Raw genomic sequence first — 26,688 nt, 5'->3', positions numbered from 1 at the left:
CCACTTGAGGCAATGCAACCCATGGAAGGACACTCGATGAAGCCACTGATGACTGCAGCCGCAACTGTCCTGACAATCGCCGCACCCCTTCACGCCAGCGAAGAGAGCAAGACCTGGGACGCATCGGACGAAGCCAGGCAGTTCGTGCAGGACACGATCGTACTGGGCATGCTGGCCAGCCCCTACGGAACCGGCTGGACCGAAGACGAACAACTGCACACCTACTTCCAACGCGCCCGGGACAACGGCATCACCGGCCATGAAATGACATTGGCCGCCGCTGACATGTCGTTCGACACGTTGCTTGAACAGCACTATCATTTCCGCGCCGCCATGGCGCAGCAGCCCGAGAATTATCTGATCGTGAATGAAACACGCGATATCGAGGCCGCGCATGCTCAGGGCAAGACGGCTGTGATCTGAAACAGCCAAACGGCAACGGTTCTGGATGGCGACCTCAAGAAGATGGCCCTGCTCAAGGACATGGGCATCAAAAGCATGATCCTGGCCTACAACGACATTTTCCGAACCGGTTCAGGGCAGTTGGCAGCTTACAACGGACGGGACATCGGTCTGACCCCATGGGGCAAATCCGTGATCGATGAGATGGTGCGCTTTGGCATCCTGCTGGACCTTAGCCACACCGGGTCGAAAACGGCCAACGACGCGATGGACTACATGGATGAAAACTATCCAGGCGTGCCCTATGTCTACACCCACTCGGTTCCGGCGGGGCTCTACGCGAATGAGCCCAATGCCACGACCAAGGGCTGTTACCGAGCCATCCCGGACGACGAGGCACTGCGCGCCGCCAAGTCCGGAGGATACATATCGCCCACATTCACAGAATGGATGATGGACGGGGTATGGCCCGAAGACATCTCACCCAAGCAAGCCGCCGATATGATCGACTATTATGTCCAACTTGTCGGCGTCGACCATGTCGGGATCGCGACGGACGACATGTTTTCAACCGAACTTGTCGTTCAGTTCGCGACCGCGAATGCCAGCATGTATGACGACGGTGGCTACATGATTGACGCGTTCAACAAAGGTGCAACCGGGAATGGTGAATTGGCCAAGATCCTTGCCGCGATAACCGACGATCTATGGGCGCGGGGCTATTCAAACGAGGACCTCGCCAAAATCTACGGCGGCAACAAAATGCGCGTCTATGCCCAGGTCTGGGAGGGCAAGCCGCCTGAACGGTTCTTGCAGGAATACCCTGAACGCCTGCGGATGAGGCAGGAGTTCCAGAACCTGTTCCACTCGCGCTAGTCCCCGTCCGGTCGTTGAATCTCTGACAAGGTGCTGACACCGATCTGGGCCATGGCGATGTCCATCTCTTCGGACAGCACCGCCCACAACCGGTGCAAACCGGCCTCGCCGCCCGCCGCGACGGCGAATTGCAGGATCCGCCCGAAGAACAGGAAATCGGCACCAGCCATGAGCGCCTTGAGCGCATCTTCGCCGGACCGCAGTCCACTGTCATAAAACAGCGGATAGTTGTCGCCGACCGCAGCGCGGATCTGCGGCAGGACCGAGATCGGCGCGGGCGCGCTCTCCAACTGGCGGGCGCCGTGGCTCGAGACCTGGATGGCGTCGACTCCGGCAGCCTTCAGTGCAACCGCGTCTTCGACGTGCAGCACGCCCTTGACCACCAGCTTGCCCGGCCACCGGTCGCGCAACCTTGCCAACGTGTCCCAATCGGCCATTGCACGGCTTTCGGTGCGGTCGAACGCGAACCCCTCCATCAGGAAATTCGCCATCTGCGGTTTGCCCTTCAGCAAGGTCGAGATCGACCAGCGCGGGTGCAGCGCGAAATCCAGAAACTGCCACGGCCCGACCCGGAACGGCATGCGGAAGCCGTGGCGCAGTTCGCGCGGGCGGCGGCCGACTTCGGGCACGTCAACCGTCAGGATCAGAGTCTTGTAGCCCGCGGCCCTTGCCCGATCGACCAGCTTGAACGTGCCGTTGCCATCGCCGCTGAAATACAGCTGAAACCAGGCATGGCCCCGGGCCTCTTCGATCAGCGCCTCCATCGGTGTCGAGGCCACCGTGGAAACGCCCAGCGGCACCCCGTATTGCGCCGCCAGCCGCGCCAGCATCAGGTCGGCGCCCGGAGCTGACAGGTTGCACATGCCCATTGGCGCGATGCCGAAGGGCCTGTCGGCTGGTTGCCCGAATACGCGGGTTGCCAGTGACCGGCTACTGACATCGCGCAGGATCCGGGGCTGCAGGGTCATGGCGTCCAGCGCCGCGCGCGTGCGCCGGGTCCCAGCCTCGGACCCGGCGGCCCCGTCAATATAGTCGAACACCATCCACGGCAGACGCCGCCGGGCCAGCCGGCGGGCATCTTCGGCGCTGTGGATGGCGCTTGCGCCCATCAGGCCTGAACGGCCTTCATGAAGCGGTCGCGGATGACGACCGGGTCCATCGTGATCGGCGGCATCTTGGCGTTTCCGCTCTCACATTTGCTGACAATGATGGTCATCTGGCGGGCGTCCAGCGCCTCTTGCAGCACGCGGCCGGTCTCTTCGGCCTGGCATTCGATCACGCGCTCGCAGCCCGCCGCCTCGGCCATCTTGGCCAGCGAGGTCTTCTGCCCCGCATAGGTCGGCTGATCTCCGGTCGAGCCGTACGAGCCGTTGTCGATGATCAGCAGGATGTAGTTGTCGGCCACGTTGTTGGCGATGGTCGGCAGCGTCCCCAGATTGGTCAGGATCGAGCCGTCGCCGTCGATGACGATCACCGGTTTCGGCTGGGACAGCGCCAGCCCCAGACCGATGCTCGAGGCCAGGCCCATCGTGCCCAGCATGTAGAAATTGGTGGGCTGATCGTCGATGGCATGCAGTTCCTGGCTGGGGATGCCGATATTGCACACGACCAGTTGGTCACGCAGGATCGGGGCGATTTCCTTCAGGATTTCAGAACGGATCATTGGTCGCCATAGCCTCCCCAGAAATTGGCGTCGGTCAGGATCGCGACGGGCTTGTTGCACATGAAGGTGTATTTCAGGATCGCGTCCAGTTCGGCCACGTCTTCCTGATGGTGGAAATGGTAGGTCGGGATGTGCATCTGCGCCAGCAGGGCCTTGGTGTGAACGGCCATCTCGACCTGGCAGGCGATGGGCTCGCGCAGTTCGCCCCGGTACGAGATCAGCATCGGCAGCGGCATCCGGTAATACTGAATCAGCGTCGCCAGCGTGTTGATCGTGACCCCGATCGCAGTGTTCTGCATGATGATCGCGGGGCGCTTGCCGCCCATCCAGGCCCCGGCGCACAGGCCCATGCCTTCGTCCTCTTTGTTCGAGGGGATGTGGTAGATGGAGTCGTGGGCGTCGATCTCGGCGATGACGCCGGCCAATTGCTTGCACGGCACCGTGGTGACGAACGAGATGTCGTTGGCCACCAGATCTTCGGTGATCTTCTTGTCTATGTTCATGACGAAACTTCTGTTCCTGGGTTGGGGCGCCGAGGGCGCGATGGACGGGTCAGGCCCTGCGGTGGACGTGGACGGCACATTTTGCATGCCGCACCACGCGCGACGCGGTGGAGCCAAGGAAATAATCGGTCAGTCCGGGACGGTGCGAGCCGATGACGACGCAATCGAACCCGTGGTCGTTGGCATAGTCGATGATCGTGCGCGCGGTGTGGCCTTTGACCAGTTCGGGCTTTACGTCCGTAAGGCCTTCCAGCTTGTTCATCAGGACTTCGCGGGCGCGGGCAAAGCCATCGGCCACGGCATCCTTATCCAGATAGACGCTGACCGAGCCCTGCGGCATCTCATAGACATGCAGCGCCACGATCTCGGCGGATCCGCCGCCCAAGGCGCGGGCAATCTCGAGCGTTTGTGGCGAAATGCCGTGGTCAAGCGCCATGGGGACAAGAATTTTCTTATACATGGTTACCTCCAGTTCCGGGCAGTCAGGCCCACGGGGACAGCACGATTTTCGGAACCGCGACCTCACCCGAGCGTAACTGGGCAAAAGCCCGGGCGCCATCGGCCAGATCGCGTTCTTCGATCCAGTCCAGAGGGCCCAGAGCGCCGTCAAAGATGGCCTGCGCGGTCTGACGGAAATCCTGCGCGGTATAGGTGTAGGTTCCGATGAAGGTGATCTCTTGCAGGGTCATGCGTCGCACGTCCAGCCCGCCGGCGTCCTCGCCCAGGCCCACATGCGCGATCACCCCGCCGGGTTGGGCCCGCTCCGAGGCAACCGCACGGGTGGCGGCAAATCCCACGGCGTCGACCACGATCGGGAATTCGCCTTGCGCTTCGGGTACGACCTTGGCGCAATCCAGCCTTTGCAGGAACTTACGCCGCAGGTCGTTGGGTTCGACGATGGTCACATCCACGACATCCATCGCCCGCAGCGCCAGCGCCGCCGCAAGGCCAATCGCCCCACCCCCGATCACCAGCGCACGACGCTCCATCGCCGGGTGCAGCGCCTCGAGCGCAAGGCGCGCGGCATGCCAACTGACGGCCAGCGGCTCGGCCAAGGCGGCCTTGGCGAAGGACACGTGATCCGGCACCTCCACCAGGTTGTCCCAGGGCATCGAAACATATTGGGCAAAGGCGCCTTCGCGCGGGGGCATCGAGATGATCTGACGGTCGGGGCACAGGTTTTCCCGCCCCGCCTGGCAGGCCGTGCACTGCCCGCAGTTTACAAGCGGATTGATCGTGACCCGCGTTCCGTCTTTGGGGCCGCCGATCACTGTGCCCGCCGCCTCGTGCCCCAGGATCAGAGGCGCCGGGCGGCGCGTATCATGGCCCAAGTAGGCATGCATGTCGGACCCGCAGATCCCAGCGGCCTCGACCCGGATCAGGTGCTCGCCAGGTTGCGGCGCGGCGTCCGGTACGTCGCGATAGACCAGCTGTTCGACACCTTCATAAACCAGAGCTTTCATTTCGCCGTGAACCCCCCGTCAACCATCAGGATCTGCCCGGTGACATAGTCGGATGCCTGCGAGCACAGGAAAAGGATCGGCCCGTCGATGTCCTCCATGCGGCCATTGCGACCTATGCAGGTCTGCGCTGCGTTGCGGGCCGCGCGGGCGGAGTCATTGAACACCGCCTGCGTCAGCTCGGTCGGAAAAAAGCCCGGCCCGATGGCGTTGGCGGTGATCCCGTGGGGCGACCAGGCCTCGGCCATGGCGCGGGTCAGCTGCGCGATCCCGCCCTTGCTGGCCCCATAGGCGATCCCGCCGGGAAAGGCCCGCGTCGTCTGCAGCGACGCGAAATTCACGATCCGGCCCCAACCACGCGCCTTCATCGCAGGCACCATGGCCTGGCTGAGGAAGAACGGCGCACCGAGGTTCAGGCCCAGCGTCGCATCCCAGCCTTCCGGCGTGACATCATCGGCGGCCTGTCGCGTGTTCACCCCGGCGGCATGAACCACGATATCCGGCGCGCCGAAAGGGGCCGAGATTTGTTCGACCAGCCTTGGCAGGCCGTCCCGGTCGGCCACGTCACCTGCGACCACCGCAGCGCTTGCACCGATCCTGGCCTGCAACTCGGCCAGTGCCTCGGCCCGGCGGGCAACGCCCACCACCTTCGCGCCTGCAGCCGCCAGCACCTGCGCAACGCGCCGGCCCAGCCCCGAACTGGCGCCCGTGACGCAGGCCACCCGGCCGGTCAGATCGAACAGGTCGAGGGGGTCATTCATCTGCGGTCAGGTCAAAATTTTCGTCCGGGAAATACTTGGCCAGACGCACATCGGCCGCGCGGGCGTGGCCCTCCATCCCTTCCAGACGCGAAATCCGCGCGGTCGCCTCGGCGATGGGTTTCGAGCCCTCGCGCGTGGCCCGCTGCCAGGTGACGATCTTCATGTATTTGTGCACGCTCAGCCCGCCGGTATAACTGGCCGCGCCCGAGGTGGGCAGGACGTGGTTCGTACCAGTGGCCTTGTCGCCATAGGACACGGTCGTTTCTTCGCCCAGGAACAACGAGCCATAGCAGGTCAGCCTATCCAGCCACCAATCCAGATCCGCGGCCTGCACGGTCAGATGCTCGGGGGCGTAGTCGTCGGAACACGCGGCCATCTCTTCGCGGTCCGCGCACAGGATCACCTCGGCATAGTCGCGCCAGGCGGCGGCGGCGTTGTCGCGGTTCAGCTCAGGCAGATCGGCGACCAGGGTCGGAACCATCTCCATCACCCGGGTCGCCAAATCGCGGTCATCGGTCACCAGCCAGACGGGCGAGTTGTAGCCATGCTCGGCCTGGCTGACCAGGTCGGTGGCCACGACGAAGGGGTCGGCCGTGGCATCCGCCAGGATCAGGCTGTCGGTCGGACCCGCGATCATGTCGATGCCGACCTTGCCGTACAGAATGCGCTTGGCCTCGGCCACGAACTGGTTGCCCGGCCCTACAAGGATGTTGGCGCGCGGCAGCCCGAACAAGCCATAGGTCATGGCGGCCACGCCTTGCACGCCCCCCATGGCCAGGATGCTGTCAGCGCCACTGATATGGGCGGCGTAGACGATCGCCGGGGCCACGCCCTCGCCCGGGCGGGGCGGTGAACAGGCAGTGATGTGACGGCACCCCGCCACTTTGGCGGTGGTCACGGTCATGATGGCGCTGGCGATATGGCTATACCGCCCGCCGGGCACATAGCAGCCCGCCGCATCGACCGGGATGGCCTTCTGCCCCGCGATGAAGCCCGGCACGATTTCCAGCTGCACATCCGACACGGTGGCCTTCTGCGCCTCGGCAAAGCGGCGCACGTTATCCTGGGCAAAGCGGATGTCGGCCTTGAGCTTTTCCGGCACCCGGGCGCAGGCGGCGTCGATTTCCGCGGGCGTCATCAGCACATTGCCCTCGAACTTGTCGAATTTGGCCGCGTATTCCAGCGCCTTGGCGTCGCCGCCGGCCTCGATGTCGGCCAGAATGGTCTTGACCGTGTCATGCACCTCGGACGCGTGGGATTGTGCGGTCAGGGTGGCCTTCTTGAGGTATTCACGCGACATGTTCAGAAGATCCTATTGGTAGATTTCAGGAAGCAAAGTGGTCGACAGCGCCGGAACGTAGGCGATCAGGATGACGACGATCAGCATGGTCAGCACGAAGGGCACGGCGCGGGCCGCGATCTTGAGGATGGATTCACCCGTGATCCCCGAAACCACGAACAGGTTCAGCCCCAGTGGCGGCGTGATGAAGCCAACGCCCAAGGCGGTGATCATCATGATGCAGAACTGGATCTCGTTCATGCCGATATTGTCCGCCAGCGGTTTCAGGATCGGGGCCAGGATGACGATATTCGGTGTCGTCTCCATGACGCAACCGGCCGCGATCAGAATGCCGATCATCAGCAGGATCAGCAGGAACGGATCCTCGGTCAGCGAGGTCACCGAGGCCACGAAGCCCTGCGGCACGCCCATGATCGCCAGCGCCTCGGCCAGCGGGGCCGAGAAGGCGATGATGGGCAGGATCACCCCGTTTACCTTGGCCGAGCTGACCAGCATCGACGGGAAGTCGGCCAGCGTCAGCGTGCGCAGGATGAACCCCATGATGATGGTGACGACAACGGCGGTCGCGCCGGCCTCGGTCGGGGTCAGGCGACCCGAAAAGATGCCATAGAAGATGATGCCCGGCACGATGAAGGCGTACCAGCCCGACTTCAGCGCCTTGCCCAGGTTGGCCAGCCATTCGCCCATGGTCATCATCCCGCCGCCCTCATAGGCGTAGAGACGGTTCATGATGATATTGGTCACGAGGATCGAGATCAGGATCGCCAGCCCCGGGATCAGAGCAGCCAGAAACAGGGTCGAGGCCGAGATGCCCAGCACAAGACCGATGATGATATAGGCGATCGAGGGCGGGATCAGGATCCCGGTACAGGCCCCCGCCGCCACCAGCGCACAGGCATAGGGGCGCGGATAGCCGCTTTCGACCAGTCGGTTGATCGTCATCCGACCCACCGCCGCCGCCCCCGCCGCGTCAGAGCCTGAGATGGCCGCGAACATGCCGCAGACCAGAACCGTGGCCGAGCCGAACCCGCCTTTTGCGAAACAGGTCAGCGCCTCGGCCACGTCCAGAAACTTGCGCGACAGCCCGGTTCGCACCAGCACGTCACCGGTCAGGATGAACAGCGGCACCGCGGTCAGGGCAAAGGCGTCGATGCCGGTGAACAGGCTTTCGCCCACAAGGCTCAGCGGCAGGTCGCCCGACATGATCAGCATCACGATCGCGGCCGAGCCGATCGCGGCCCAGACCGGAACCGCCAGCGCGATCAGGCCGACGAATAGGATCACGGGCAGGTAGAAATCCCAGCCCAGTTCGACCGTTTGATTGAGAGAACTCCAAAGCATTCGGTTTCTCCTCAGTCAAACAGCTTGTCGCCTTCGAAAACGGGCGTGCCGTCACGAAGACTTTTGATATCGTTCATCAACGATTGGATCAGGCGCCAGATCATCAGGGCAAAGCCCGTAGGCACCGCCATCAGGAACCACACCTTCGACACCCGCAGCCCGTCAGTGACCGACCCGAACTTGGCCGAGACATGCACCGCCTCGTAGGACCAGTAGAGCGCGATCACCGCCACCGCGAACATCACCAGATCACCGAAGATATACAGCACCGCCTTGGGCCGGGGGCCGAGGTAATGCATGATGACGTCGATCCGGATATGGGCGCGTTCCTTGACCGCCGCGGCCGCGCCGATCCAGGCCAGATAGATGAAGGAATAGCGGACGATCTCCTCGCCCCAGATCGAGGAATAGGCGAAGATCTCGCGCCGCAGCACCTCGATTGCCATCGTGATGACCAGCATCACGTAGAATACCAGCAGCAGCCAGCGTTCGGCGTTGCGGTCTATGGTTTTGAGTAAGGACATCGCTTCCCTCGGCAAGGCTGGGGGGATGGGCCTGAAGGATCAGGCCGCGCAGGTCTGGAAAGGGCGGGCACACGTCCGGCGCCCGCCCGGTCCGCATCAGGCGTCGTGGACGTAGTATTTGCCTTGGGTACCGGCCGCTTCGACCAGCTTTTCGAAGGCATCCATCGACCCGGCCAGCTCGGTCTTGAAGGGGTCCCACTCCGAGCGCTGATAACCGCCGGCCTCCTGCCACTCGGCAAGCTGGTCGTCGGTCAGCGAGTGGAACTCGACTCCGGCCTTGTTCAACTCGGCCATGGCATAGGCGCGGGCCGAGGGGACCTTGGCAAGGTTCTGGTGGCTGGTCATCTCCGAGCCCCACATGATGCCCTCTTGCACGTCGGCCGGCATCGAGTTGAACCATTCCAGATTGCAGGAATAGACTTGGCTGTCCGGCACCGCCTGGGTGAAGGTGACGTGAGACAGAATGTCCTTGAAGCCAAACACATAGAGCGCGCCGACCGACGGGTCGAGCGCATCCGCCACGCCCTGCTTGATGGCCGAGGGGGTCTCGCCCCAGGCAACAGGCGTCGGGTTGGCGCCGGCCATGCGGTAGTATTGCTGGAGCATCTTGGACCCGGGCACGCGGAATTTCACGCCGCTCATGTCCGAAGGGGTGATGATGGCATTTCCGCCCTGGCGCACAGCCACGACGCGCGGGTCGATCACGACATAGAACAGCGCCTTGAAGCCTGCGGCCTCGACCTTGGGGTGCACTTCGCTCTTCCAGGTGTCGGAATGCACCAGGTTGGTGAACCGCTGGTTCGAGCCGCACAGATACGGCATGTTGATCAGGTCCACGGTCGAAGCGAAGGGTGCGAAGTTCGACAGCGAATGCTGCGCGGCCTGGATGGTTCCGCCCTGAACCTTCTGCACCAACGCGCCGCCCGCGCCCAGCTGCCCGCCCGGGGCGAGCTTGACATAGACCTTGCCGTTGGTTGCGTTCTGGATGTTCTCCTTCAGGTCCAACTGCATGATCGGATAGCTGCGCGACGCGCCCAGCACATAGGCCGTGGCCACCGTCATCACATGCTCGGCAGCTTGTTCGCGCTCTTTTTCCTCCTTCGCGGTCTGCGCCGCGGCCTCGGATGACCACAAAACGCCGCTTGCGCCCGCCACCAGTGCGGCCGTGAACGCGCCGCTGGCACTGAGTTTGAGGAAATTGCGGCGTTCAGCTGACGCCAGTTCCATTTGATCTTTGTTCATTGATTGCCCTCCCATTGGAAAAATTCAGCCGCCGTTCTCCTCGCGTGCGGCCTCTTTTTTCAGAATTGCGACAACGAACAGGATCGACGCCGCGAACAGAACCAGCATCTCGCCCACATCCCCAAGAAACGCGCGGCCTGCAAACGCACCCAGCGCCACGTTCGCGAAATAGACGACGAAGACGACGGCGGATGCGGCAAGAAACATGTTCGGGACTCCGGGTAGAATCGGCACTGATGCCATTTGTAAGCGCTTACATGGAAAATGCAAGCGCTTACATTTCAACTTTCATTGCCAATCCGATCCGGTTAGAATTGCGAAGAGCAAAGATTAGGTTTGGAAATGTCGAAGCTGAAGCCCGCCCCGACACTGGATGACGTTGCCAGAAAGGCGGGCGTTTCCACGGCTACGGTCTCGCGTTGCCTCAACACTCCGGATCGAGTTGTCGAAGCGACCCGCAAACGCGTGCAGTCGGCGATCGAGGCCCTGGGCTATACACCGAATTTCGCGGCTCGGGTCATGGCGGCCAAGCGCACGTTTACCATCGGCGCGATCATCCCGACGATGGAGAACGCCATCTTTGCGCGCGGCTTGCAGGCCTTTCAGGAAGAGCTGCACCAACATGGCTATACGCTACTGGTGTCCAGTTCGGCCTACAAACCGGCAACCGAAGAAGAGCAGATCCGGACTCTGGTCGCCCGCGGCGCCGATGGCCTGCTGCTGATCGGACACGACCGGGCGTCGCGCATCTACGAATTTCTTGAACACCGTGAAATTCCGGCGCTGGTCGCGTGGTCATTTTCCCCGGACGGGCGCCTGCCCTCCATCGGCTTCGACAACCAAGCGGCCATGTACGAGTTGGCGAAAAGGGTCATCGACCTCGGGCACAGACGGCTTGCGGTGATATCGGGCATCACCCACGGCAACGACCGCGCGCGCCTTCGATTGGACGGGGTGCGCGGCGCTGTTCGGCAGCACGGGCTTGACCCGCAGATGCTTCAGGTCATCGAGACTCCGTACGAGATCGAAAACGGCGCAGAAGCCTTCGCGCGTCTCATGTCGCAGGACGCGCCGCCGACGGCTGTCATGTGTGGCAACGATGTGTTGGCCGCCGGCGCTTTGCTCAGGGCTCAGGACATGGGGCTGAAAGTGCCGCAGGATGTCTCGATCACCGGGTTCGATGACATCGAACTGGCCCGGATCCTGCGCCCGGCGCTGACGACCGTGCACGTGCCGCATCGGGAAATGGGTAGAAAAGCCGCCAAGGCATTGATCGAAATGGTAGAAAAAAGGGCCCCGGCGGCCGGTGAACACTTGTTCACGCATATCGTCGAACGACAGTCCCTGGGTCCGGCCAACTCGGCGTGATCCGTGTGCCCAGGTCAGGCGGCCTGATCTTCCATCGTCCGGAAATCACCCTTCAGCCACAAATGCCGCTTGCACATCGGTTCGGTAAAATACTGCCGGATCAAGCTGCTGAGGGCCTTGTGGATCAGTTTAGAAGTGGTGTCCGGATAGACCTCGGTCGTGAACAGAGAAACGATCCTGACAAAGTTCCGACCCGGAAAAGGCGTTGCCCGAACCGAGTCATGATAGCGATGCGCCCGGTGGAAACACCCGGCCGTGGTGATCGCCCATCCGCTGCCTTCGGCGACCAGCCCCATGATCGACTGGTTGCATTCCAGCTCAAACCGGTTGGGCAGGTTGTACTTGTTGCGCGTCAGTTGGATCTCGATCTGTTTGCCGATCGTGTAGTCTCGCGAATACCGCAGCAGCGGCAGGTCGGAATGGGGCGAGAACAGGTCCTGCACCTCGCCCTTGAACTTTTCGGGCACGATCACGATGAACGGATCGCGCATCAAAGGATATTCGATCAGGCCCTGTGTGCCGCCCGGCGGTCGGGTCGCCACGCCCGCGTCCAGCTTGTGCTCCTGCAATTTCTCGATGATCTCGTGGCTGGGCCGTGTGAAATGCCGGAAATTGCAGCGCGGCAGCGCATGGGCCAGAAACCGGATCAATTCAGGCGCGATCTGGTTGTCGAAATCATCCACCAGGGCCAGCCGCAGATCAGTGGCGTGGCGCCAGTTGCCAGACCGGATCTCAGCCTCGCCCCGCTTCAACACGGTCAGGCCATCGCGTACATAGCGCGAAAATACCTCGCCAGCCGGTGTCAGGCTCATCGGACGACGGCCGTGATCCACCAATGCGATGCCAAGGGCATCTTCCAGACTGCGAAGATGGTTGGACACGGTGCTGATCGACAAACCCGTTTCCGAGGCCACCTGCTGGATCGAACCGGACTTGGCGATCAGGCGAAACACTTCCAACCAGCGCAGGCTCAGTGTTTTGGACACGGGGCAAAACCCTCCCGCAATTTCGATTTCATCGAAACTAGCGAAACAGAGTTTTTGCTTTCGGGCAATGGTGAATGTTGGTCACACCCATTAGCTGCGCATGCGGGTGAACTCGGGATCGTAGGGGCAGGCAGGGATCACCCGCGCCGGAACCCTGTCACCACACAGGTCCAGCATCATCTCGCTGCCCTCGGCTGACAGGTGCGGCTCGACAAAGGCATGCGCCAGGTTCAGCCCGGTGCGATGCCCCCAGTCGCCTGAGGTCACCGTTCCCACCACCCGATCCCCGACCATCAGCGACGCACCGGGTTGCGCGGGCGCGTGCGTAGCCTGCACTTGCAGGGCAACCAGCTTGCGCGACGGCCCATTGGCTTGCCGTTCGATCAGCGCCGCGCGCCCGATGAACTCCGGCTTGTCCAGCCTAACAAAGCGGCCCAACCCAGTTTCGAACGGGTCATATTCGGCGATCAGGTCGGCCTTCCAATGCAGGAAGGTCTTCTCCATCCGCATCGACTCGATCGCCCGCGCGCCGAACAATTGTAGGCCAAAGGCCTGTCCGGCCTGTCGCAGCGCAAGATAGGCCGCATAAAGCGAGGCGTTGGGCACATGGATCTCATAGGCCAGTTCGCCCGAGAAACTGACGCCCATCACGGTGGCGGGCGCGATGCCGACAAAGCACTCGCGCACGCTGAGCCACGGGAAGGCGTCCCGCGACCAATCCCCGCGCGAACAGGCCGACAGCACGTCACGCGCCCGTGGCCCGGCCAGAACCAGGATGGTCTGGTCGTTGGTCAGGCTACGCAACTGCACGTCCTCGTCGGGGGCGATGTGCCGGGACAGCCAATCCATGTCATGCAGTTCGGCCGCTGCGGCCGAGCCGTACCAAACCCGATCCGGCCCCCGGTCACTGGCGGGCAGATTGGCAATGGTCGCCTCGGCCTTGAACATGCCCTTGTGATTCAGAAGATAGGCCAACCCCACCCGACCCGGGCGACGGGGCAGCGCGCCGCAGACCATCCTGTCGAGGAACGCATGCCGGTCGGTACCGGTGATCTCGATCCGGTTGAACCCGTTCACCTCGGCCAGCCCGGCATTCTGCTGCACATTGGCAACCTCGGCGGCGATCACGTCGAATGTTTCGTCAAAATCGAAACTGAGTGTCGGCGTGAAATCGGGCGCGGGCTTGATGTACTCGACCCGCTCCCAGCCATTCACCACGGTAAATTCCGCGCCCTCGGCGGCCAAAACCGGGGTCAGCGGCGTTGTCTTGGCGGGCCGCCCGGCGGGGCGGTGTTCGTGCGGAAAGTGAAAGCGGAACTCATTCTGGTAATCCTCGATCGCCTTCAGCGCGGTCAGCTCGACATTGGCATGCCCGGCGAACCGGCGCGGGTCGAGGCACCAGGTGTCATAGCAGGCCTCGCCATGCACGATCTGCTGGGCCAGAAGCCAGCCGTGGCCGCCCCCCTCACCCAGCCCGGCCCGCAGGCCGATGATGCAGAATGCGTTGCGCTTGCCGGGGATCGGCCCGACCAGGGGTGCACCATCGATCGTGTAGGTGATCGGGCCGTTGACGACCGTGTGGATCCCGGCCTCCATCAGGGCGGGCATGCGGGCAAACGCGCCTTCCAGCACATCGGTCACCCGGTCCAGATCGTCCGGGCACAGCGCGTTAACGAAATTCGGGTCGATCCCATCCATGCCCCAGGTCTTGCAGTCCTGTTCGTAGAAACCCAACAGCAGCCCGTTCTTTTCCTGCCGGCAGTAGTAATCGCTGATCGGGCAGCGCAGCAGCGGCATGCGGTGGCCCGCGTCGCGGATCGCGGGGATTTCCTCGGTCAGGAAATACTGGTGCTCCATCGAGGCCACGGGATGGTGTACGCCCATCATCGCGCCAACCTCGTTCACGCGGTAGCCGCAGGCGTTCACCACGATGTCGCAGTCGATGTCGCCGTGCTCGGTATGAACGGTCCAGGTGTCGTCCTTGTGCTGGGTCAGGGCCGTGACCGGCGTGTTGCGATAGACCTCGGCCCCGGCCTTGCGCGCCCGCCGCGCCAGCGCCTGACACAGCTGGGCGGGGTCGATGTCTCCGTCCAGCGGATCCCACAACCCGCCCAACAGATTGTCGGTGGAAATCAGCGGGTGGCGACGGGCGCATTCCTGGGCGTCGATCACCTCGAAATGCACGTCCATCCCCCGCGCCATCGACGCGAAATGGCGATAGCCCTGCATCTGCGCTTCGGTATTGGCCAACCGGATGCCAGCGTCGCCATGATGGTAGTTGATCGGATAGTCCGGGTCCTCGGCCAGTTCCTTGTACAGGCGGATCGAATGCGACTTGAGCCCCACCATCGTCTGGTTCATTCCGAAATTCGTCACCTGCGCGGCCGAATGCCATGTGGTGCCGGATGTCAGCTCGTTGCGCTCTACCAGAACCACGTCGCTCCAGCCTTCCTGCGTCAGGTGATACAGGGTTGAACAACCGGCGATTCCGCCGCCGATCACCACGACCTTGGTGCGCGATTTCATGGGTGTGCTCCTTCTGGCGTTCCCCGAACCCTGCCGAACGGCGCAGCGGGCGGGCAATGGCGCAGTGGTCGGTCCCGAAAAATCGAAACGGGGATTGAGATTTCTCAAAACGGCATTTCCGCTTTGGCTGCACCCCGCGTTGCCGCGTACCCTGCAGGGCAGGATCGGATCAGGAGCCTCGGAGATGCCAGAACAAGGCAAACGCGGCGGGCGGCGGGCCAGGCTGGCGCAACGGGCGGCCAAACCTGCCTTTGACCCCTGCCCGCCCGGCCAGATCGGCGGCCAGTACAAACCCCTGACCTTGCCCGAGATCGCGGCGATCCACGACACCGCCCTGCGCCTTTTGGAAAGGCTGGGCATGGGCGAGGTGCCCGACCGTCTTGCACAAGACCTGATCGCCGCAGGCGCGCGGCCCGGCCCGCCGGGGCGGCTGGTCTTTCCTCGCACGATGGTCGAAGGCGCGGTCCGGCAGGCCGCCAAGCGGTTTACCTTGCACGGGCGCGACCCGGCCCGGTCGATCGAGGTGGGCGGCGACCGCGTGCATTTCGGCACTGGCGGCGCAGCGGTCCAGACGCTGGATCTGGACAGCGGGCTCTATCGCCCGTCGACGCTGGCCGATCTGCATGATTTCACCCGCCTTCAGGACACGCTGGCCAATGTCAGCTGGTTCACGCGATGCTGCGTCGCCACCGACGTGCCGGACAATTTCGATCTGGACGTGAATACCGCCTATGCGCTGATCCGGAACACCACCAAACCGGTGGCAACCTCGTTCACGCTGGCCGAGTATGTCGCGCCCATCGTTCGGATGCTGGATATCGCCGCCGGAGGCCAGGGCGCCTTTGCGGAACGCCCGTTCCTGAAGGCGCATATCAGCCCGGTGATCTCGCCCCTGCGATACGGCGAAGATGCGGTGGACGTGGTCTATGAATGCATCGCGCACAACATCCCCATGTCCTGCATCACCGCAGCGCAGGCCGGGGCGACCGCGCCCGCCACCATGGCCGGGTTTCTGGCCCAGTCGCTGGCCGAAACCCTGGCCAGCCTGGTCATGGTCAACGCGATCCGGCCGGGCTTTCCCATGGTGTTTTCCAACTGGCCCTTCATCATCGATCTGCGCACCGGCGCTTTTTCGGGCGGCAGTGGCGAAACCGCCGTGCTGAACGCGGCCTCGGCCCAGATCACCAACTGGCTGGGGCTGCCCTCGGGCGTGGCCTGCTCGATGACCGATGCCAAGGCCATAGACGCGCAATACGGCGCCGAAAAAGGCATCACCTCGCTGGCCGCCGCGCTGGCCGGGGGCAACCTGATCTACGAAAGCTCGGGCATGACGGCCTCGCTGCTGGGGGTCAGTTTCGAGGGGTTCGTTCTGGATGACGAGATGCATTCGCACACCTATCGCGCCCTGCGCGGGATCGAGGTGACCGAAGAAAACCTGGGCTTTGACGCGATCTGCCAGTCGGTTCTGGGCGAGGGCCATTTCCTGGGCAGCGCCCACACCCATGCAGCGATGGAGCGCGACTATTTCTACCCCGCCCTTGCCGACCGGGCCGAGCCGCGCAGCTGGCAGGACAGCGGCGCCCGCGATGCCTGGTCAACCGCCCGCGACCGCGCGCGTAAAATCCTGCGCACGCATCACCCGCAATACCTCAGCCCCGAACAAGAGGCCGAGATCCGCGCCAATTTCCGGATTCTGTCCTGATCCGACGCCGTTGTGTCGCGGACCGGGTGTTTTTGACGCGGGCTTGGCGCTAGGCTCGGGCAAACGACGACACAGGGGGCCTCATGGCAAATGCGTTCTTTCAACCCGTCTCGGCGATGGAGCTGGCCCGCTTTGCCGGTGTCCCCACCTTCATGCGTCTGCCGGCCCTGACCGCGGACGACGACCGGATCGATCTGGTCGAGCTTGGGCTGGTCGGCATCCCCTGGGACGGGGGCACCACCAACCGGCCCGGCGCGCGGCACGGGCCGCGGCAGTTGCGCGACCAATCCACCATGATCCGCGCCATGAACCCGGTGACCGGGGTTGCCCCGTTCGAGCTGGTCAACTGTGCCGACCTGGGTGACGTGCCGCCCAACCCGGTGGATATCGAGGATACGCTGGACCGCGTCACCCGCTTCTACACCGACCTGACGCTGCGCGGCATCGTGCCCCTGACGGCGGGCGGCGATCACCTGACCACCCTGCCCGTCCTGCGGGCGCTGGCCAGCGACGGCCCGCTGGGGCTGATCCAATTCGACAGCCATACCGACCTGTTCGACAGCTATTTCGGCGGGCACAAATACACCCATGGCACCCCGTTCCGCCGCGCGGTCGAGGAAGGATTGGTCAATCCCGAACGCTTCGTGCAGGTGGGCATTCGCGGCACCGCCTACAACACCGAGGATATCGAATGGGGCGAGGCGCAGGGCATCCGCATCATTCGCATCGAAGAGTTGTTCGACCGCGGCATCGACGATGTCATGGCCGAGGTCCGCTCCATCGTCGGCGACGCGCCCTGCTATTGCACCTATGACATCGATTTCGTGGACCCCACCCATGCCCCCGGCACCGGAACGCCCGAGATTGGCGGCCCCAACAGCTTTCAGGCCCAGCAGGTCATTCGCAAGCTGGAAGGTCTGAACCTTGTGGGCGCGGATCTGGTCGAGGTCTCGCCGCCCTTTGACCCGGCGGGCGGCACCGCGTGGCTGGGCATTTCGCTGATGTTCGAACTGCTGTGCGTGCTGGCCCAGGCGATCGACGCGCGGCGCTAGGCCCGCGCGACGTTCTCGGCGATCATCGAGATCATCTCGAACATCACCGCCGCCGCCGTCAGCGCGGTGATGTTGTTGGGGCTGTCCTTGGTCGGCATCATGCAGACCACATCGCCGCCGACGATGTTGAGCCCCCGCGCGGCATGCAGAATGCCTACGGCTTCGTCGATGTCAAAACCCTTCTCGCCGGGTTCCAGGTTCGACACGCCCGGCGCGATGGTCGGATCAAGGCAGTCGAGATCGAAGGTGATGTAGACCGGCCGGTCGCCCAGAACATCGCGCGTTTGGGCCACCACATCGGCCAAGCCACGCTGGCGGAACTCGCGCATGGTGACGATGTTGTAGCCATAGTCATATGAAGGCTGCAGCCAGTCCAGGCTGCGCGGATGCCCCCGCAACCCGATCTGCATCGACCGGGTCGGGTCCACCTGCCCCTGATCGGCCAAGTAAGCCCCCCAATGCGCGGCGGACTTCTTGGCCCCCAGGAAATGATCGACCTTGGTGAACACATCCGTATGCGCATCCAGATGCAGAAAGCTGACCGGTTGCCCGCCCGCCAGTTCGCCTCGGCCCAGCGCCTGCACGATCCCGCCCGTGATCGAGTGATCGCCGCCCACCGAAACGGGCCGCGCACCGGCGGCGTCGATGTCACGGTAGAAGGCGGTTATACGCTCGATGCAATCCTCGTTGTCGTTGGCGCGCGGGAACGGCACGTCGCCAACATCGGCAATGCGCGCGCTCGACCACGGATCGATCTGGAACAGCGAATGCACCCGGCGCTGCACGGCGGAGACATGACGCAGCGCACGCGGGCCCAGATGCTGGTCGCGCTCGGTGGTGCCGTTGCCGGCGGAATGCGGCACTCCGGCCAAGGCGATGTCCTGACCCTCTGGCCCGGTATTGGGGCAGCGGAACAGGGTGGGCACGCCCCACCAGTACAGGTTGTCCATCATGGATTGTTCGTAGCGGTCCGCCATCGTGTCTCCCCAAGCCGAAATGAAACCGCCCCACGGGGGGGGCGGCTGACGTGTCAGATCTTTTCGTCTTCGCGTCGGAAGGCGCCCTGAACGATGCGGTCCATGACCATGGCCAGGAACAGGATCGCAAAGCCACCCAGCAGGCCCGGCCCCTTGGCCGCGTATTGCAGCGCCTCAAGGATTTCCTTGCCCAGACCCCCGCCGCCGATCAGCGAGATGATCACGACCATCGACAGACACATCAGGATGGTCTGGTTCACGCCGGTCATGATCGACGGCAGCGCCAGCGGGATTTCCACGTCCTTCAGCAACTGCCATTTCGAGGCGCCAAAGGCCACGGCGGCCTCTTTGATGCTTTCCGGCACCCCGCGCATGCCCAGCGCCGTCAGGCGGATCACCGGCGGCATGCCGAAGATGATCGTAGCAAGGATGCCCGGCGGGTTGCCGGTGCCAAAGAAGGCGATGATCGGGATCAGGTAGACGAAGGCCGGCAGGGTTTGCATCAGGTCCAGCACAGGCTCGGCCGCGCGATAGGCGCGTTTGGATTTGCCGAACCAGATGCCCAGCGGAATGCCGAAGGTGACGCACAGCAGCACGGCCGCGCCCACCAAAGCCACCGTCTCCATCGCCACGTCCCAATAGCCCAGCAGCGCGATATAGGCCAACGACGCGGCGGTGAAGATCGCCACGCGCGGACCCGCCGCGCGCCACGCGGTCACGCAGATCACCAGCATGACCACCGGCCAGGGCGACCCGATCAGGGCCACGGTCAGCCCGTCCAGAACCGAGCGCACACCGGCAACGATCCCGTCGAAAATGTCTCCGCCCGCGGCGGCTGCGGCGTCGATCCGGGCCTCCATCCAACTGGCCACGACCGAGAACAGTGTTCCCTGATCAGGCCCGAGTATCATCTCGGAGACTTGTTTCTCGGGGAAGGCATCCAGCAGCGGAAGCGAGGCATTCACCGTGAATTTGTAAACGATCAGCGGTCCGATCGCAGCGATCAGAACTGCCCCCAGAACCGTGTTCCGAGTCGAGCGGCCGCTTTCGGTGTTGTCGGGGTTGATCCGCCAGTTCGAGTACTGTTTTTCGTACACCCGGTCAGCGTAGAACCCCTGAACCAGCTTGAAAACCAGCAGCATCAGAAGCCCGGTGACCATGATCCCCAGGGCTTCGGACTGTGCCAGCTGCGCTTTCTCAAGGCTGCTGTCAGCCGCTTTCTGGATATTCGCGGCCAGTTTGTTGAACCGGTCTATGTCTGCCTTCTCGGTTGCATCCGCCGCGCGGGCCAGCAGCTCATTTGCGCGTTCCTGCTGACGGGCAGCGCGTTCGGCCAGATCGGCCCCCGGGTTACCCCAGGCACCGCGACCGATCTGCACCCAGGCGATGATCTCAAGGATCAGGAAGGTCCAGAACATTCCCCAGATCGCCCGCGAGGCGGACCAGAACGGCCCCAGCACCGCCGCCCACAGGTTGAACGTATTCGGGATCGGACTGGTGGCATCGTGGATCTTGTGAAAGGCGTTGACGTAGTAGTCACCATTGGGCCCTGCGAATTCGTGGATCGACCGATCCAGCGCCTCGCGGTCCACCTCGATGTCGGAGGCGGCCGTGACTTTCAATTCCGTGGTTGCATCAGTCATTTTTGCCCCCCTGAATTCCGCGCAACAGGCGTGGTTTGGTCACGACGCCGACATCCTGACCACCGTCGGTAATCACCACCGGAAGCTCGGTGTTCACGGCCAGGTCGATCAGCTGGTCGAGGTCTGCGCCCTCATCGGCACGCGGCGCGCCATCCAGCGGGCCGGAATAACTGTCCAACGGCTCCATGATCGAATGTGCCTTGACCAGTTTAAGCTTGGATATGCCCTGCACGAACTCGCGCACGTAGTCGTCGGCCGGGTTCATCACGATGTCCTCGGGCGTGCCGATCTGGACGATCACACCGTCCTTCATGATGGCGATGCGGTGGCCGATACGGATCGCTTCGTCCAGGTCATGGGTGATGAACAGCGTGGTCTTTTTCAGTTGCGCAACCAGAGCCTTAAACTGATCCTGCAATTGCAGCCGGATCAGCGGGTCCAATGCCGAGAATGGTTCATCCATCAACAGGATTTCCGGGTCCGAGGCCAGCGCCCGCGCAATGCCCACACGCTGCTGCATCCCGCCCGACAGTTCCTTGGGCAGCCGGTCCTCGTAACCGGTCAGGTCCACCAGGCCCAGCGCATGATCGGAGACCGCCCAGCGCTTGGATTTCGAGACTTTGCGGATCTCGAGCGGATAGGCCACGTTGTCGCGCACCGAGCGGTGCGGCATCAGCGCCATGTGCTGGAACACCATCCCGATCTGCTGGGCGCGAATGCGGCGCAGTTCGGACTCGGAGATCTTGGACACGTCCTGCCCCATGATCTCGATCTTTCCAGCCGTAGGCTCGATCAGGCGATTGACATGGCGCACGAGGGTCGATTTGCCCGAACCCGACAGGCCCATGATGCAAAAAATCTCGCCACGAGGCACTTCGAACGTGGCGCCTTGAACGCCGACCACGCAATTGAATCTTTCAAGAACTTCAGGTTTTCCAATACCTTCATTCCGGACCGCAGCCATGGCTTCTTCGGCCCGTGCGCCGAAAATTTTCCAGACATTTTCTAGTTTTACGACAGGTTCGTCCATTTGCCCCTCATCTACGGGGTTGCATCCCGGCAAACAGGCAAAGGGCCGCCGCGATCAGTCGCGACGGCCCCATGCGTTTGTGATTTAGTTCGTCAGCCAGCCGATAACGGTGTCTTCGTTTTCAGCCACCCACTGGCGGGCGAAATCGGCTGCTTCCATGTTGTCCACGGCCAGCGCCTTGCCCATCGCGCTCAGATCATCACCCTGCATCTGGTAGTTGCGGAACAGGGCCGCGACCTCGGGGTGATTTTCCTCAAGCTCTTTGGCGTAGTGCAGGTGCAGAGTTGCCCCGTTCCACGCGGTCGAGGCCTCGGACTTGTCCAGCCAGTCCGGGTCATCGGTGGGCTGAACGATCGTCCAGGTGGCCGGATCATGCGGCGGCTCTTCCAGTACGGTCAGATCCTGCGTCACGAAGATGTAGTGCGGGCTGTAGCAGAACCCGATCCACGGATCGCCGGCCTTGGTCGCGTTTGCCAGGTTGGCATAGGCGATGGTTTCTTCGTACTCGGTCAGTTCGAAGATCTGGTCATAGCCATAGGACTTGGCGCGGATCTTCTCGACCACGGTCGACGCCCAGCCCGGTGCGCCGATCCAGACCTCCGGGGTGCCGTTTCCGTCAGTGTCGAAGATGGCCATCTTGTCCGGATCGCTCAGGTCGTCGATGGATTTGATGTCATATTCCTCGGCAATGTAGGTCGGAACGCACATACCCTGCTCGGCCTGAACCGGGTTCTCGTTCATCACGACTGTGCCGTTCTGCTTGACATAGGTGTCGTGCAGGTTCTGCTGGTTCGGCATCCAGACTTCCGGATGGACGTGCATCGCGCCGGAATCCATCGCTTCGAAGACGATGGGGTTGGTGCCGTTCTGCAATTCGACATCAAGGCCAAGGTTTTCTTCGATAACGACTTCAAGAATGTGCGCGGTGGCGTTCACCGACGCCCAGTTCGGAACACCGATCACGATATCGGCAGCAAAAACCGGGGCAGCGACCGCCATCGATGCGCCCCCCAGTAACGTAGCAAGTTTGTTCATGTTGCATCTCTCCATGTTGGTCGTTTTCGGCGCTGATTCTCGTTGATCGAAAGCGATCAGACGGACGGGCCTGATCGTCGAGATCGGGTCAGCGTCTCGGGTGTATTGAGCGCGTTTCGCATGTGAACACGCCCCGCACTTAAAAAAGTGAAGCACCTGCCGTTTGACCCATCAAGCGCAACTTCGAACCGGGGTCACGGTTTCGAAATTCTCGCAAAATGGTTTCGCTTAACTCCGAATAACGGTCCCACGCGTCGGGGTGAAGCCCGTGGGACCGTACGTTGGATTGGTACGCCTGCAGCATGAAATTTGGCTGCCATGCAGTTTGGTTCAGTGGGGATTGGGCCTCAAACCAGCGCCTGCGGCAAGACAAACGGAACGTCAGTTGTCGGCAGCGTGCTGACCGGTAAATCGATGCCATAGACCTGCCGCATCACCTCGTCTGTCATGACGTCCGAAACCGCCCCGGTGCGCCAGACCTCTCCGTTCGACAGCACGCAGACCTTGTCGGCGAACAACGCGGTCAGGTTCAGGTCATGCATCACGACCACAACGCCCCCGCCCTGATCGGCGAATTCGCGCGCGATGCGTAGAACCGTGAACTGATGCGCGATGTCCAAGCTGGCGACGGGCTCGTCCAGCAACAGCCAGCGCGGCCGGTCGCGCCGCACCGAGCTCCAGACCTGGGTCAGAACGCGCGCAAGCTGCACGCGTTGCTGCTCACCGCCGGACAGGTTCTGGTACGAGCGCGGCTCGAACCCCGCAAGATCGACATGCGCCAGCGCGCGCGACGGCAGGGCGTCGTCGCCGTCGGCCAGGCCACCGGGCAGGCCCAGCCGCACGACCTCCAGCGCGGTGAAGGGAAAGGCGACCGCCGAGGATTGCGGAAGAACGCCCCGCATCGCCGCCAGCTCCCAGGCCTGCAAACCCGCGATGTCGTGGCCGTTCAAGGTGATCCGGCCGGTGTGCGGGATGTCGCCCGACAGCGCCCCGAGCAAGGTGGATTTGCCCGATCCGTTGGGCCCGATGATCGCAGTGACCTCTCCGGGTTCGGCCAGGAAATCCACATCGCGTAGGATCTGCTTGCGCCCGATGCGGACGCTGACGTTTTCAGCTTTCATCATTCACATTCCCATCGATCCGTGGCGGCGCAGCAGGATCCAGAAGAACACCGGCGCGCCCAGAATGGCCGTGACGATGCCTATCGGCAGTTCGGCCGGGGCCACGATCACCCGGCCGATCATGTCGGCGGCCAGCAACAGGGCGGCGCCCAGCAAGGCGGAATTCATAAGCAGCCGATGGTGATCGGGGCCGGTGCCCAGCCGCAGCAGATGCGGCACGACGATGCCGATGAACCCGATCCCGCCCGACACGGCCACGGCCGCGCCGGTGGCGGCGGCCACCGTCAGGATCGCGATGTTCTTGCTGCGTTGCACCGGAATGCCGATGTGATGCGCCACCGCTTCGCCCATGGCCAGGCCGTTCAGGGCGCGGGCCAGACGCTGCGCGCACAGGATCGACGCCAGGATCAAGGGCGCGGCGGTGGCGACCTTGGTCCAGGTCGCGCCGGCCAGCGACCCCATGCCCCAGAAGGTCAGATCGCGCAGCTGCTGATCGTCGGCGATATACACCATGACCCCCGACACCGCGCCCGACAGGGCGGCCAGGGCGATGCCGGCCAGCAGCATCGTGGCGACCGAGGTCTGCCCCTGGCGCGTCGAAACGCGATAAAGGATCAGGACCGACGCCCAGCCGCCCAGAAAGGCGGCAACCGCGACCAGACCACTGCCGACCCAGGCCAGAACGGCGGCGGGCAGTAGGTTGCCGAAGACGATGGCTGTGATCGCGCCCAGCCCAGCCCCCGCGCTGACGCCGACGATGCCCGGATCCGCCAGCGGGTTGCGGAACAGCCCCTGCATCACCACGCCCGACACCGCCAGCGCCGCCCCGACCAGGATGCCCATCGCCAGTCGCGGCAGACGGATGTCCCACAGCACGATCCGGTTCAGATCCGACAGGCCTCGGCCATGCAGCAGATCCGACACGGCCATCTTCAACGAGGCCTCGGACGCGCCGACCGAGATGCTGGCCACGCTGGTCACGGCCAGAAGGCCGACCAGGGCCAGGGTGACCCATGCCGCCCGCGACCTGCGGGCCGCGGCGGTCGGGGGCGCGCCGTTGTCCAGTGCCAGCGTCATGAGCCCCGGACGCCCCGCAATGCGGCCGACAGATCCATGACCGCGTCGGCGGTGCGCGGGCCGAAGCCCAGCAGATAGGTGCCGGGCATCCGGATCAGCGCCCGGTTCCGCCCCGCCTGGGTCAGCCGGACCGCGGGCAGCGCGAACAGCTCTTCCTCCGAGAGGATCGGCCCGCCCTGACGCTCCATCATCAGGATCACGTCCGGCGCGGTGGCGGCCATGGCTTCGGGCGTCATCGTCTTGAAACCCGTCACATCGGCGGCCGCGTTTTTGCCTCCGGCCATGCGGATGATGGTGTCGGCCTGGGTCTCGGCCCCGCCGACGACAAACTCGCCGCCCCGTGCCGAAAGCAGGAACAGCACCTTCACCGGCGCACCCTGCGCGGCGGAGGCCTCGGCCAGCGCCCGGTCCAGCCGGCGCGCCGTTTCGGCCGCCAGGTTTTCGGCCTCGGCCTCGGCCCCCAGCGCGGCCCCCACGGCGCGGATCTTGTCGATGACGCCATCGCGCGAGAACTCGTCGGCAATGGTGACGTATTCCACGTCGGCCTCCTGCAGCACCGCGATGGTCTCGGGCGGGCCCGACCCTTCGAGGGCAAGGATCAGGTCGGGGGCAACCGACAGCACACCCTCGGGCGACAGGGCCCGGCGATACCCGACATCGGGCAGATCCGCCGCCTCAGGCGGCCAGGTCGAGCTGCGGTCACGGCCGACCAGCCGGTGCTGCTGGCCTAGGGCATGGACGATCTCAGTCAGCGAACTGCCGATGGCGATCACGCGGTTGCTCTCGGCCTGCGCGGCTGCCGCCGAAACCAGCAAAGCCGCGCAGAGTGTCACCAGGCGCCGCATCATGCCGCTCCGGCAGTGGCCGGGCCGGGCAACGCGGCCACCAGCGTATCCCAGGCGGGGCGATGATCGGCCTCGCCGGTGCGGCGCCCGAAGGTCTGCAGGATCAGGGCGCCGTCCGCGTCGAAGGCTTCGACCGAGATCGCCGGGCCGCGCTGGGTCGGCTTGTCGACGGCCCAGACCTCGGCGATGTGATCGCTGCGCAGATGCAGGTTGAAGCCCGGATCCAGCACGTTGAACCACGGCCCCATCTGCTGAAGATTTTGCACCGGGCCGCCGTGGATCTCGATGCAGCCGCGGTTGCCGACGAAGATCATCAGCTCGATCTGCCGGTCCCGCACCTGTTCGAACAGGCCGGTGACCGCCGCGGGATCAACCGCGCGGGCCAGCGGTTCGCCCGCGATGCGATAGGCGCCCAGCCGGTTCATCTTGAGCTTCGAGGTCAGGCGCAGGAACTGGTGCGTGTCCGTCATCTTTGCCCATTCGCGGCGCAGGGCGTCGGCCTTGTCGGCATTGGCCTTGGGCGCTTCGGCCGGTTTGCGCTGCGCGACCGCCATCGTCTGGCCTTGATCCTCGGCAGCCAGTGTCCGGACCAAGCTTTCCCAGTGGCCCAGGTCCGAGCCATCGCGCAGGATGATCTTGTGAACCGCGTCCCCGGCCGCATCGAACACCTGGATCGAGCGGCGCAGACCGGCCTCGGTTTCCCGCTCGACGGCAAAGACATGGTGCCATTGCGCGGGGAACATGCGCAGGTCGATCTCTTCGGTCAGCACCATCGCGGCATGCTGGCCGCGGTGGTACTTGTCGTATCTCCCGATCTTTTCGATCACGCAGGACGGGTTACGCGTCAGCGCCATGACCTCGCCCAAACCAGCCAACTGGCCGAACAGCCCGTCAAGGCCGGGGTTCAGCCGCGTTACGCCCTGCCCGGCAAAGGCCGCGACCAGCTGGCCCTCGCTCAACCCCAGCGTTTCCGCGAAATCGCGGTCTCGCTGGCCTGTCTTCTGCGCATAGGCAGCACGAATATCCTGAGGAGCCATAAGCACCTGTTCCATAGCGGGTTTCCCGTCTTCTTCGTGGTTCCAAGGGGGTGCTGGCCCGGGTGCTGATCGCAAACAGCGCCCTGCTGGCAGTGCCGGAATTTCAGGCACGAAATTATGTTGACTGTTTTAGTCACCTTTATTAACGAGCACAAGTCGCCGCGAACAGGCGATTCCAAAAAACAGCAAAAAAACTGACCAGCGCCAGCGAACTGCA

General features: G+C 63.7%; 24 protein-coding genes and 1 pseudogene. 4 read left to right on the top strand and 21 right to left on the bottom strand.

Annotated elements, in window-relative coordinates; genetic code table 11:
- Positions 1 to 12: 12 nt before the first annotated feature.
- Positions 13 to 1,278, top strand: a pseudogene (locus tag ACR0DA_RS00410) (dipeptidase).
- Here ACR0DA_RS00410 and ACR0DA_RS00405 read toward each other — a convergent pair.
- From ACR0DA_RS00405 to ACR0DA_RS00355, 11 genes are all read right to left on the bottom strand, one after another.
- On the bottom strand, positions 1,275 to 2,387 hold the full coding sequence (locus tag ACR0DA_RS00405; RefSeq protein ID WP_480752555.1) for an alpha-hydroxy acid oxidase: 1,113 nt from the start codon (positions 2,385 to 2,387) through the stop codon (positions 1,275 to 1,277). The pseudogene ACR0DA_RS00410 and the gene ACR0DA_RS00405 sit on opposite strands and share 4 nt — an antisense overlap.
- Positions 2,387 to 2,941, bottom strand: a complete 555-nt coding sequence (gene comE / locus ACR0DA_RS00400) for a sulfopyruvate decarboxylase subunit beta (protein WP_170369871.1) — start codon at positions 2,939 to 2,941, stop codon at positions 2,387 to 2,389. The genes ACR0DA_RS00405 and comE overlap by 1 nt, the downstream gene beginning before the upstream one ends.
- On the bottom strand, positions 2,938 to 3,444 hold the full coding sequence (comD, locus tag ACR0DA_RS00395; protein WP_170339639.1) for a sulfopyruvate decarboxylase subunit alpha: 507 nt from the start codon (positions 3,442 to 3,444) through the stop codon (positions 2,938 to 2,940). The genes comE and comD overlap by 4 nt, the downstream gene beginning before the upstream one ends.
- Before the next feature lie 49 nt (positions 3,445 to 3,493).
- Complete coding sequence (locus tag ACR0DA_RS00390) at positions 3,494 to 3,904, bottom strand: universal stress protein (protein WP_170340249.1); 411 nt, start codon at positions 3,902 to 3,904, stop codon at positions 3,494 to 3,496.
- Between the two features lie 22 nt (positions 3,905 to 3,926).
- A complete protein-coding gene (locus ACR0DA_RS00385; RefSeq protein ID WP_480752553.1) occupies positions 3,927 to 4,907 on the bottom strand; it encodes a zinc-dependent alcohol dehydrogenase in 981 nt (326 codons plus the stop codon).
- The gene (locus ACR0DA_RS00380) at positions 4,904 to 5,665 is read right to left on the bottom strand and encodes an SDR family NAD(P)-dependent oxidoreductase (protein ID WP_480752552.1); all 762 of its coding nucleotides are present in this window, start codon (positions 5,663 to 5,665) and stop codon (positions 4,904 to 4,906) included. The genes ACR0DA_RS00385 and ACR0DA_RS00380 overlap by 4 nt, the downstream gene beginning before the upstream one ends.
- Positions 5,658 to 6,965 (bottom strand): histidinol dehydrogenase, encoded by a 1,308-nt coding sequence (hisD, locus tag ACR0DA_RS00375; protein WP_480752550.1) that lies wholly within the window; start codon positions 6,963 to 6,965, stop codon positions 5,658 to 5,660. Before hisD ends, ACR0DA_RS00380 begins: the two co-directional genes overlap by 8 nt.
- Before the next feature lie 12 nt (positions 6,966 to 6,977).
- Positions 6,978 to 8,306 carry a TRAP transporter large permease gene (locus ACR0DA_RS00370; RefSeq protein WP_170340241.1) on the bottom strand — a complete coding sequence of 443 codons (1,329 nt, stop codon included), beginning with the start codon at positions 8,304 to 8,306 and terminating at the stop codon, positions 6,978 to 6,980.
- A gap of 11 nt (positions 8,307 to 8,317) precedes the next feature.
- Positions 8,318 to 8,830, bottom strand: a complete 513-nt coding sequence (locus tag ACR0DA_RS00365; protein ID WP_093964490.1) for a TRAP transporter small permease — start codon at positions 8,828 to 8,830, stop codon at positions 8,318 to 8,320.
- Positions 8,831 to 8,926: 96 nt separating this feature from the next.
- Entirely contained in the window at positions 8,927 to 10,072 is a 1,146-nt protein-coding gene (locus ACR0DA_RS00360) for a TRAP transporter substrate-binding protein (protein ID WP_480752549.1), read from the bottom strand.
- A gap of 24 nt (positions 10,073 to 10,096) precedes the next feature.
- Positions 10,097 to 10,279: a hypothetical protein gene (locus tag ACR0DA_RS00355; protein ID WP_170451146.1), complete on the bottom strand. Its 183-nt coding sequence runs from the start codon at positions 10,277 to 10,279 to the stop codon at positions 10,097 to 10,099.
- A 135-nt stretch (positions 10,280 to 10,414) separates the two neighbouring features.
- On the opposite strand from ACR0DA_RS00355, the gene ACR0DA_RS00350 reads away from it, so the two are divergent.
- The gene (locus ACR0DA_RS00350; protein WP_480752548.1) at positions 10,415 to 11,440 is read left to right on the top strand and encodes a LacI family DNA-binding transcriptional regulator; all 1,026 of its coding nucleotides are present in this window, start codon (positions 10,415 to 10,417) and stop codon (positions 11,438 to 11,440) included.
- A 14-nt stretch (positions 11,441 to 11,454) separates the two neighbouring features.
- Here ACR0DA_RS00350 and ACR0DA_RS00345 read toward each other — a convergent pair whose 3' ends face one another.
- Both ACR0DA_RS00345 and ACR0DA_RS00340 read right to left on the bottom strand, forming a co-directional pair.
- On the bottom strand, positions 11,455 to 12,426 hold the full coding sequence (locus tag ACR0DA_RS00345; protein WP_170339623.1) for a LysR family transcriptional regulator: 972 nt from the start codon (positions 12,424 to 12,426) through the stop codon (positions 11,455 to 11,457).
- A gap of 90 nt (positions 12,427 to 12,516) precedes the next feature.
- Positions 12,517 to 14,952 carry a GcvT family protein gene (locus tag ACR0DA_RS00340; RefSeq protein ID WP_480752547.1) on the bottom strand — a complete coding sequence of 812 codons (2,436 nt, stop codon included), beginning with the start codon at positions 14,950 to 14,952 and terminating at the stop codon, positions 12,517 to 12,519.
- A gap of 184 nt (positions 14,953 to 15,136) precedes the next feature.
- Here ACR0DA_RS00340 and ACR0DA_RS00335 point away from each other — a divergent pair, with 184 nt between their 5' ends.
- Positions 15,137 to 16,654 (top strand): trimethylamine methyltransferase family protein, encoded by a 1,518-nt coding sequence (locus ACR0DA_RS00335; RefSeq protein WP_170527382.1) that lies wholly within the window; start codon positions 15,137 to 15,139, stop codon positions 16,652 to 16,654.
- Positions 16,655 to 16,737: 83 nt separating this feature from the next.
- Positions 16,738 to 17,706 carry an agmatinase gene (locus ACR0DA_RS00330; RefSeq protein WP_480752545.1) on the top strand — a complete coding sequence of 323 codons (969 nt, stop codon included), beginning with the start codon at positions 16,738 to 16,740 and terminating at the stop codon, positions 17,704 to 17,706.
- Here the strand turns inward: ACR0DA_RS00330 and ACR0DA_RS00325 are convergent.
- The 8 genes from ACR0DA_RS00325 to ACR0DA_RS00290 all read right to left on the bottom strand — a co-directional run bounded on the left by ACR0DA_RS00325 (position 17,703) and on the right by ACR0DA_RS00290 (position 26,486).
- Entirely contained in the window at positions 17,703 to 18,683 is a 981-nt protein-coding gene (locus ACR0DA_RS00325) for an arginase family protein (protein ID WP_170524683.1), read from the bottom strand. The two genes, ACR0DA_RS00330 and ACR0DA_RS00325, sit on opposite strands and share 4 nt — an antisense overlap.
- Before the next feature lie 53 nt (positions 18,684 to 18,736).
- Entirely contained in the window at positions 18,737 to 20,326 is a 1,590-nt protein-coding gene (locus ACR0DA_RS00320) for an ABC transporter permease (RefSeq protein ID WP_093964482.1), read from the bottom strand.
- On the bottom strand, positions 20,319 to 21,356 hold the full coding sequence (locus tag ACR0DA_RS00315; RefSeq protein WP_170339611.1) for a quaternary amine ABC transporter ATP-binding protein: 1,038 nt from the start codon (positions 21,354 to 21,356) through the stop codon (positions 20,319 to 20,321). The genes ACR0DA_RS00320 and ACR0DA_RS00315 overlap by 8 nt, the downstream gene beginning before the upstream one ends.
- An 84-nt stretch (positions 21,357 to 21,440) precedes the next feature.
- Positions 21,441 to 22,391 carry an ABC transporter substrate-binding protein gene (locus tag ACR0DA_RS00310; RefSeq protein WP_170356986.1) on the bottom strand — a complete coding sequence of 317 codons (951 nt, stop codon included), beginning with the start codon at positions 22,389 to 22,391 and terminating at the stop codon, positions 21,441 to 21,443.
- A 347-nt stretch (positions 22,392 to 22,738) separates the two neighbouring features.
- Positions 22,739 to 23,515, bottom strand: coding sequence for a heme ABC transporter ATP-binding protein (locus ACR0DA_RS00305; RefSeq protein WP_480752543.1), 777 nt, complete (start codon positions 23,513 to 23,515; stop codon positions 22,739 to 22,741).
- A complete protein-coding gene (locus ACR0DA_RS00300) occupies positions 23,516 to 24,589 on the bottom strand; it encodes a FecCD family ABC transporter permease (RefSeq protein ID WP_170405219.1) in 1,074 nt (357 codons plus the stop codon).
- Entirely contained in the window at positions 24,586 to 25,434 is an 849-nt protein-coding gene (locus tag ACR0DA_RS00295) for a heme/hemin ABC transporter substrate-binding protein (protein ID WP_480752541.1), read from the bottom strand. Before ACR0DA_RS00295 ends, ACR0DA_RS00300 begins: the two co-directional genes overlap by 4 nt.
- Entirely contained in the window at positions 25,434 to 26,486 is a 1,053-nt protein-coding gene (locus ACR0DA_RS00290) for a hemin-degrading factor (RefSeq protein WP_480752539.1), read from the bottom strand. The genes ACR0DA_RS00295 and ACR0DA_RS00290 overlap by 1 nt, the downstream gene beginning before the upstream one ends.
- Between the last annotated feature and the right edge of the window lie 202 nt (positions 26,487 to 26,688).

This window comes from Ruegeria sp. CI8 (assembly GCF_056536865.1).
The sequence above is the reverse complement of the archived record's forward strand: the minus strand, read 5'-3'. Positions and strand labels throughout refer to the sequence as shown.

Bases quoted from the DNA above. Each gene is read 5' to 3' on its own strand.
- ACR0DA_RS00405 (WP_480752555.1), bottom strand. From the start codon at position 2,387: ATGGGCGCAAGCGCCATCCACAGCGCCGAAGATGCCCGCCGGCTGGCC.
- comE (WP_170369871.1), bottom strand. From the start codon at position 2,941: ATGATCCGTTCTGAAATCCTGAAGGAAATCGCCCCGATCCTGCGTGAC.
- comD (WP_170339639.1), bottom strand. From the start codon at position 3,444: ATGAACATAGACAAGAAGATCACCGAAGATCTGGTGGCCAACGACATC.
- ACR0DA_RS00390 (WP_170340249.1), bottom strand. From the start codon at position 3,904: ATGTATAAGAAAATTCTTGTCCCCATGGCGCTTGACCACGGCATTTCG.
- ACR0DA_RS00385 (WP_480752553.1), bottom strand. From the start codon at position 4,907: ATGAAAGCTCTGGTTTATGAAGGTGTCGAACAGCTGGTCTATCGCGAC.
- ACR0DA_RS00380 (WP_480752552.1), bottom strand. From the start codon at position 5,665: ATGAATGACCCCCTCGACCTGTTCGATCTGACCGGCCGGGTGGCCTGC.
- hisD (WP_480752550.1), bottom strand. From the start codon at position 6,965: ATGTCGCGTGAATACCTCAAGAAGGCCACCCTGACCGCACAATCCCAC.
- ACR0DA_RS00370 (WP_170340241.1), bottom strand. From the start codon at position 8,306: ATGCTTTGGAGTTCTCTCAATCAAACGGTCGAACTGGGCTGGGATTTC.
- ACR0DA_RS00365 (WP_093964490.1), bottom strand. From the start codon at position 8,830: ATGTCCTTACTCAAAACCATAGACCGCAACGCCGAACGCTGGCTGCTG.
- ACR0DA_RS00360 (WP_480752549.1), bottom strand. From the start codon at position 10,072: ATGAACAAAGATCAAATGGAACTGGCGTCAGCTGAACGCCGCAATTTC.
- ACR0DA_RS00355 (WP_170451146.1), bottom strand. From the start codon at position 10,279: ATGTTTCTTGCCGCATCCGCCGTCGTCTTCGTCGTCTATTTCGCGAAC.
- ACR0DA_RS00350 (WP_480752548.1), top strand. From the start codon at position 10,415: ATGTCGAAGCTGAAGCCCGCCCCGACACTGGATGACGTTGCCAGAAAG.
- ACR0DA_RS00340 (WP_480752547.1), bottom strand. From the start codon at position 14,952: ATGAAATCGCGCACCAAGGTCGTGGTGATCGGCGGCGGAATCGCCGGT.
- ACR0DA_RS00335 (WP_170527382.1), top strand. From the start codon at position 15,137: ATGCCAGAACAAGGCAAACGCGGCGGGCGGCGGGCCAGGCTGGCGCAA.
- ACR0DA_RS00330 (WP_480752545.1), top strand. From the start codon at position 16,738: ATGGCAAATGCGTTCTTTCAACCCGTCTCGGCGATGGAGCTGGCCCGC.
- ACR0DA_RS00325 (WP_170524683.1), bottom strand. From the start codon at position 18,683: ATGGCGGACCGCTACGAACAATCCATGATGGACAACCTGTACTGGTGG.
- ACR0DA_RS00320 (WP_093964482.1), bottom strand. From the start codon at position 20,326: ATGACTGATGCAACCACGGAATTGAAAGTCACGGCCGCCTCCGACATC.
- ACR0DA_RS00315 (WP_170339611.1), bottom strand. From the start codon at position 21,356: ATGGACGAACCTGTCGTAAAACTAGAAAATGTCTGGAAAATTTTCGGC.
- ACR0DA_RS00310 (WP_170356986.1), bottom strand. From the start codon at position 22,391: ATGAACAAACTTGCTACGTTACTGGGGGGCGCATCGATGGCGGTCGCT.
- ACR0DA_RS00305 (WP_480752543.1), bottom strand. From the start codon at position 23,515: ATGATGAAAGCTGAAAACGTCAGCGTCCGCATCGGGCGCAAGCAGATC.
- ACR0DA_RS00300 (WP_170405219.1), bottom strand. From the start codon at position 24,589: ATGACGCTGGCACTGGACAACGGCGCGCCCCCGACCGCCGCGGCCCGC.
- ACR0DA_RS00295 (WP_480752541.1), bottom strand. From the start codon at position 25,434: ATGCGGCGCCTGGTGACACTCTGCGCGGCTTTGCTGGTTTCGGCGGCA.
- ACR0DA_RS00290 (WP_480752539.1), bottom strand. From the start codon at position 26,486: ATGGAACAGGTGCTTATGGCTCCTCAGGATATTCGTGCTGCCTATGCG.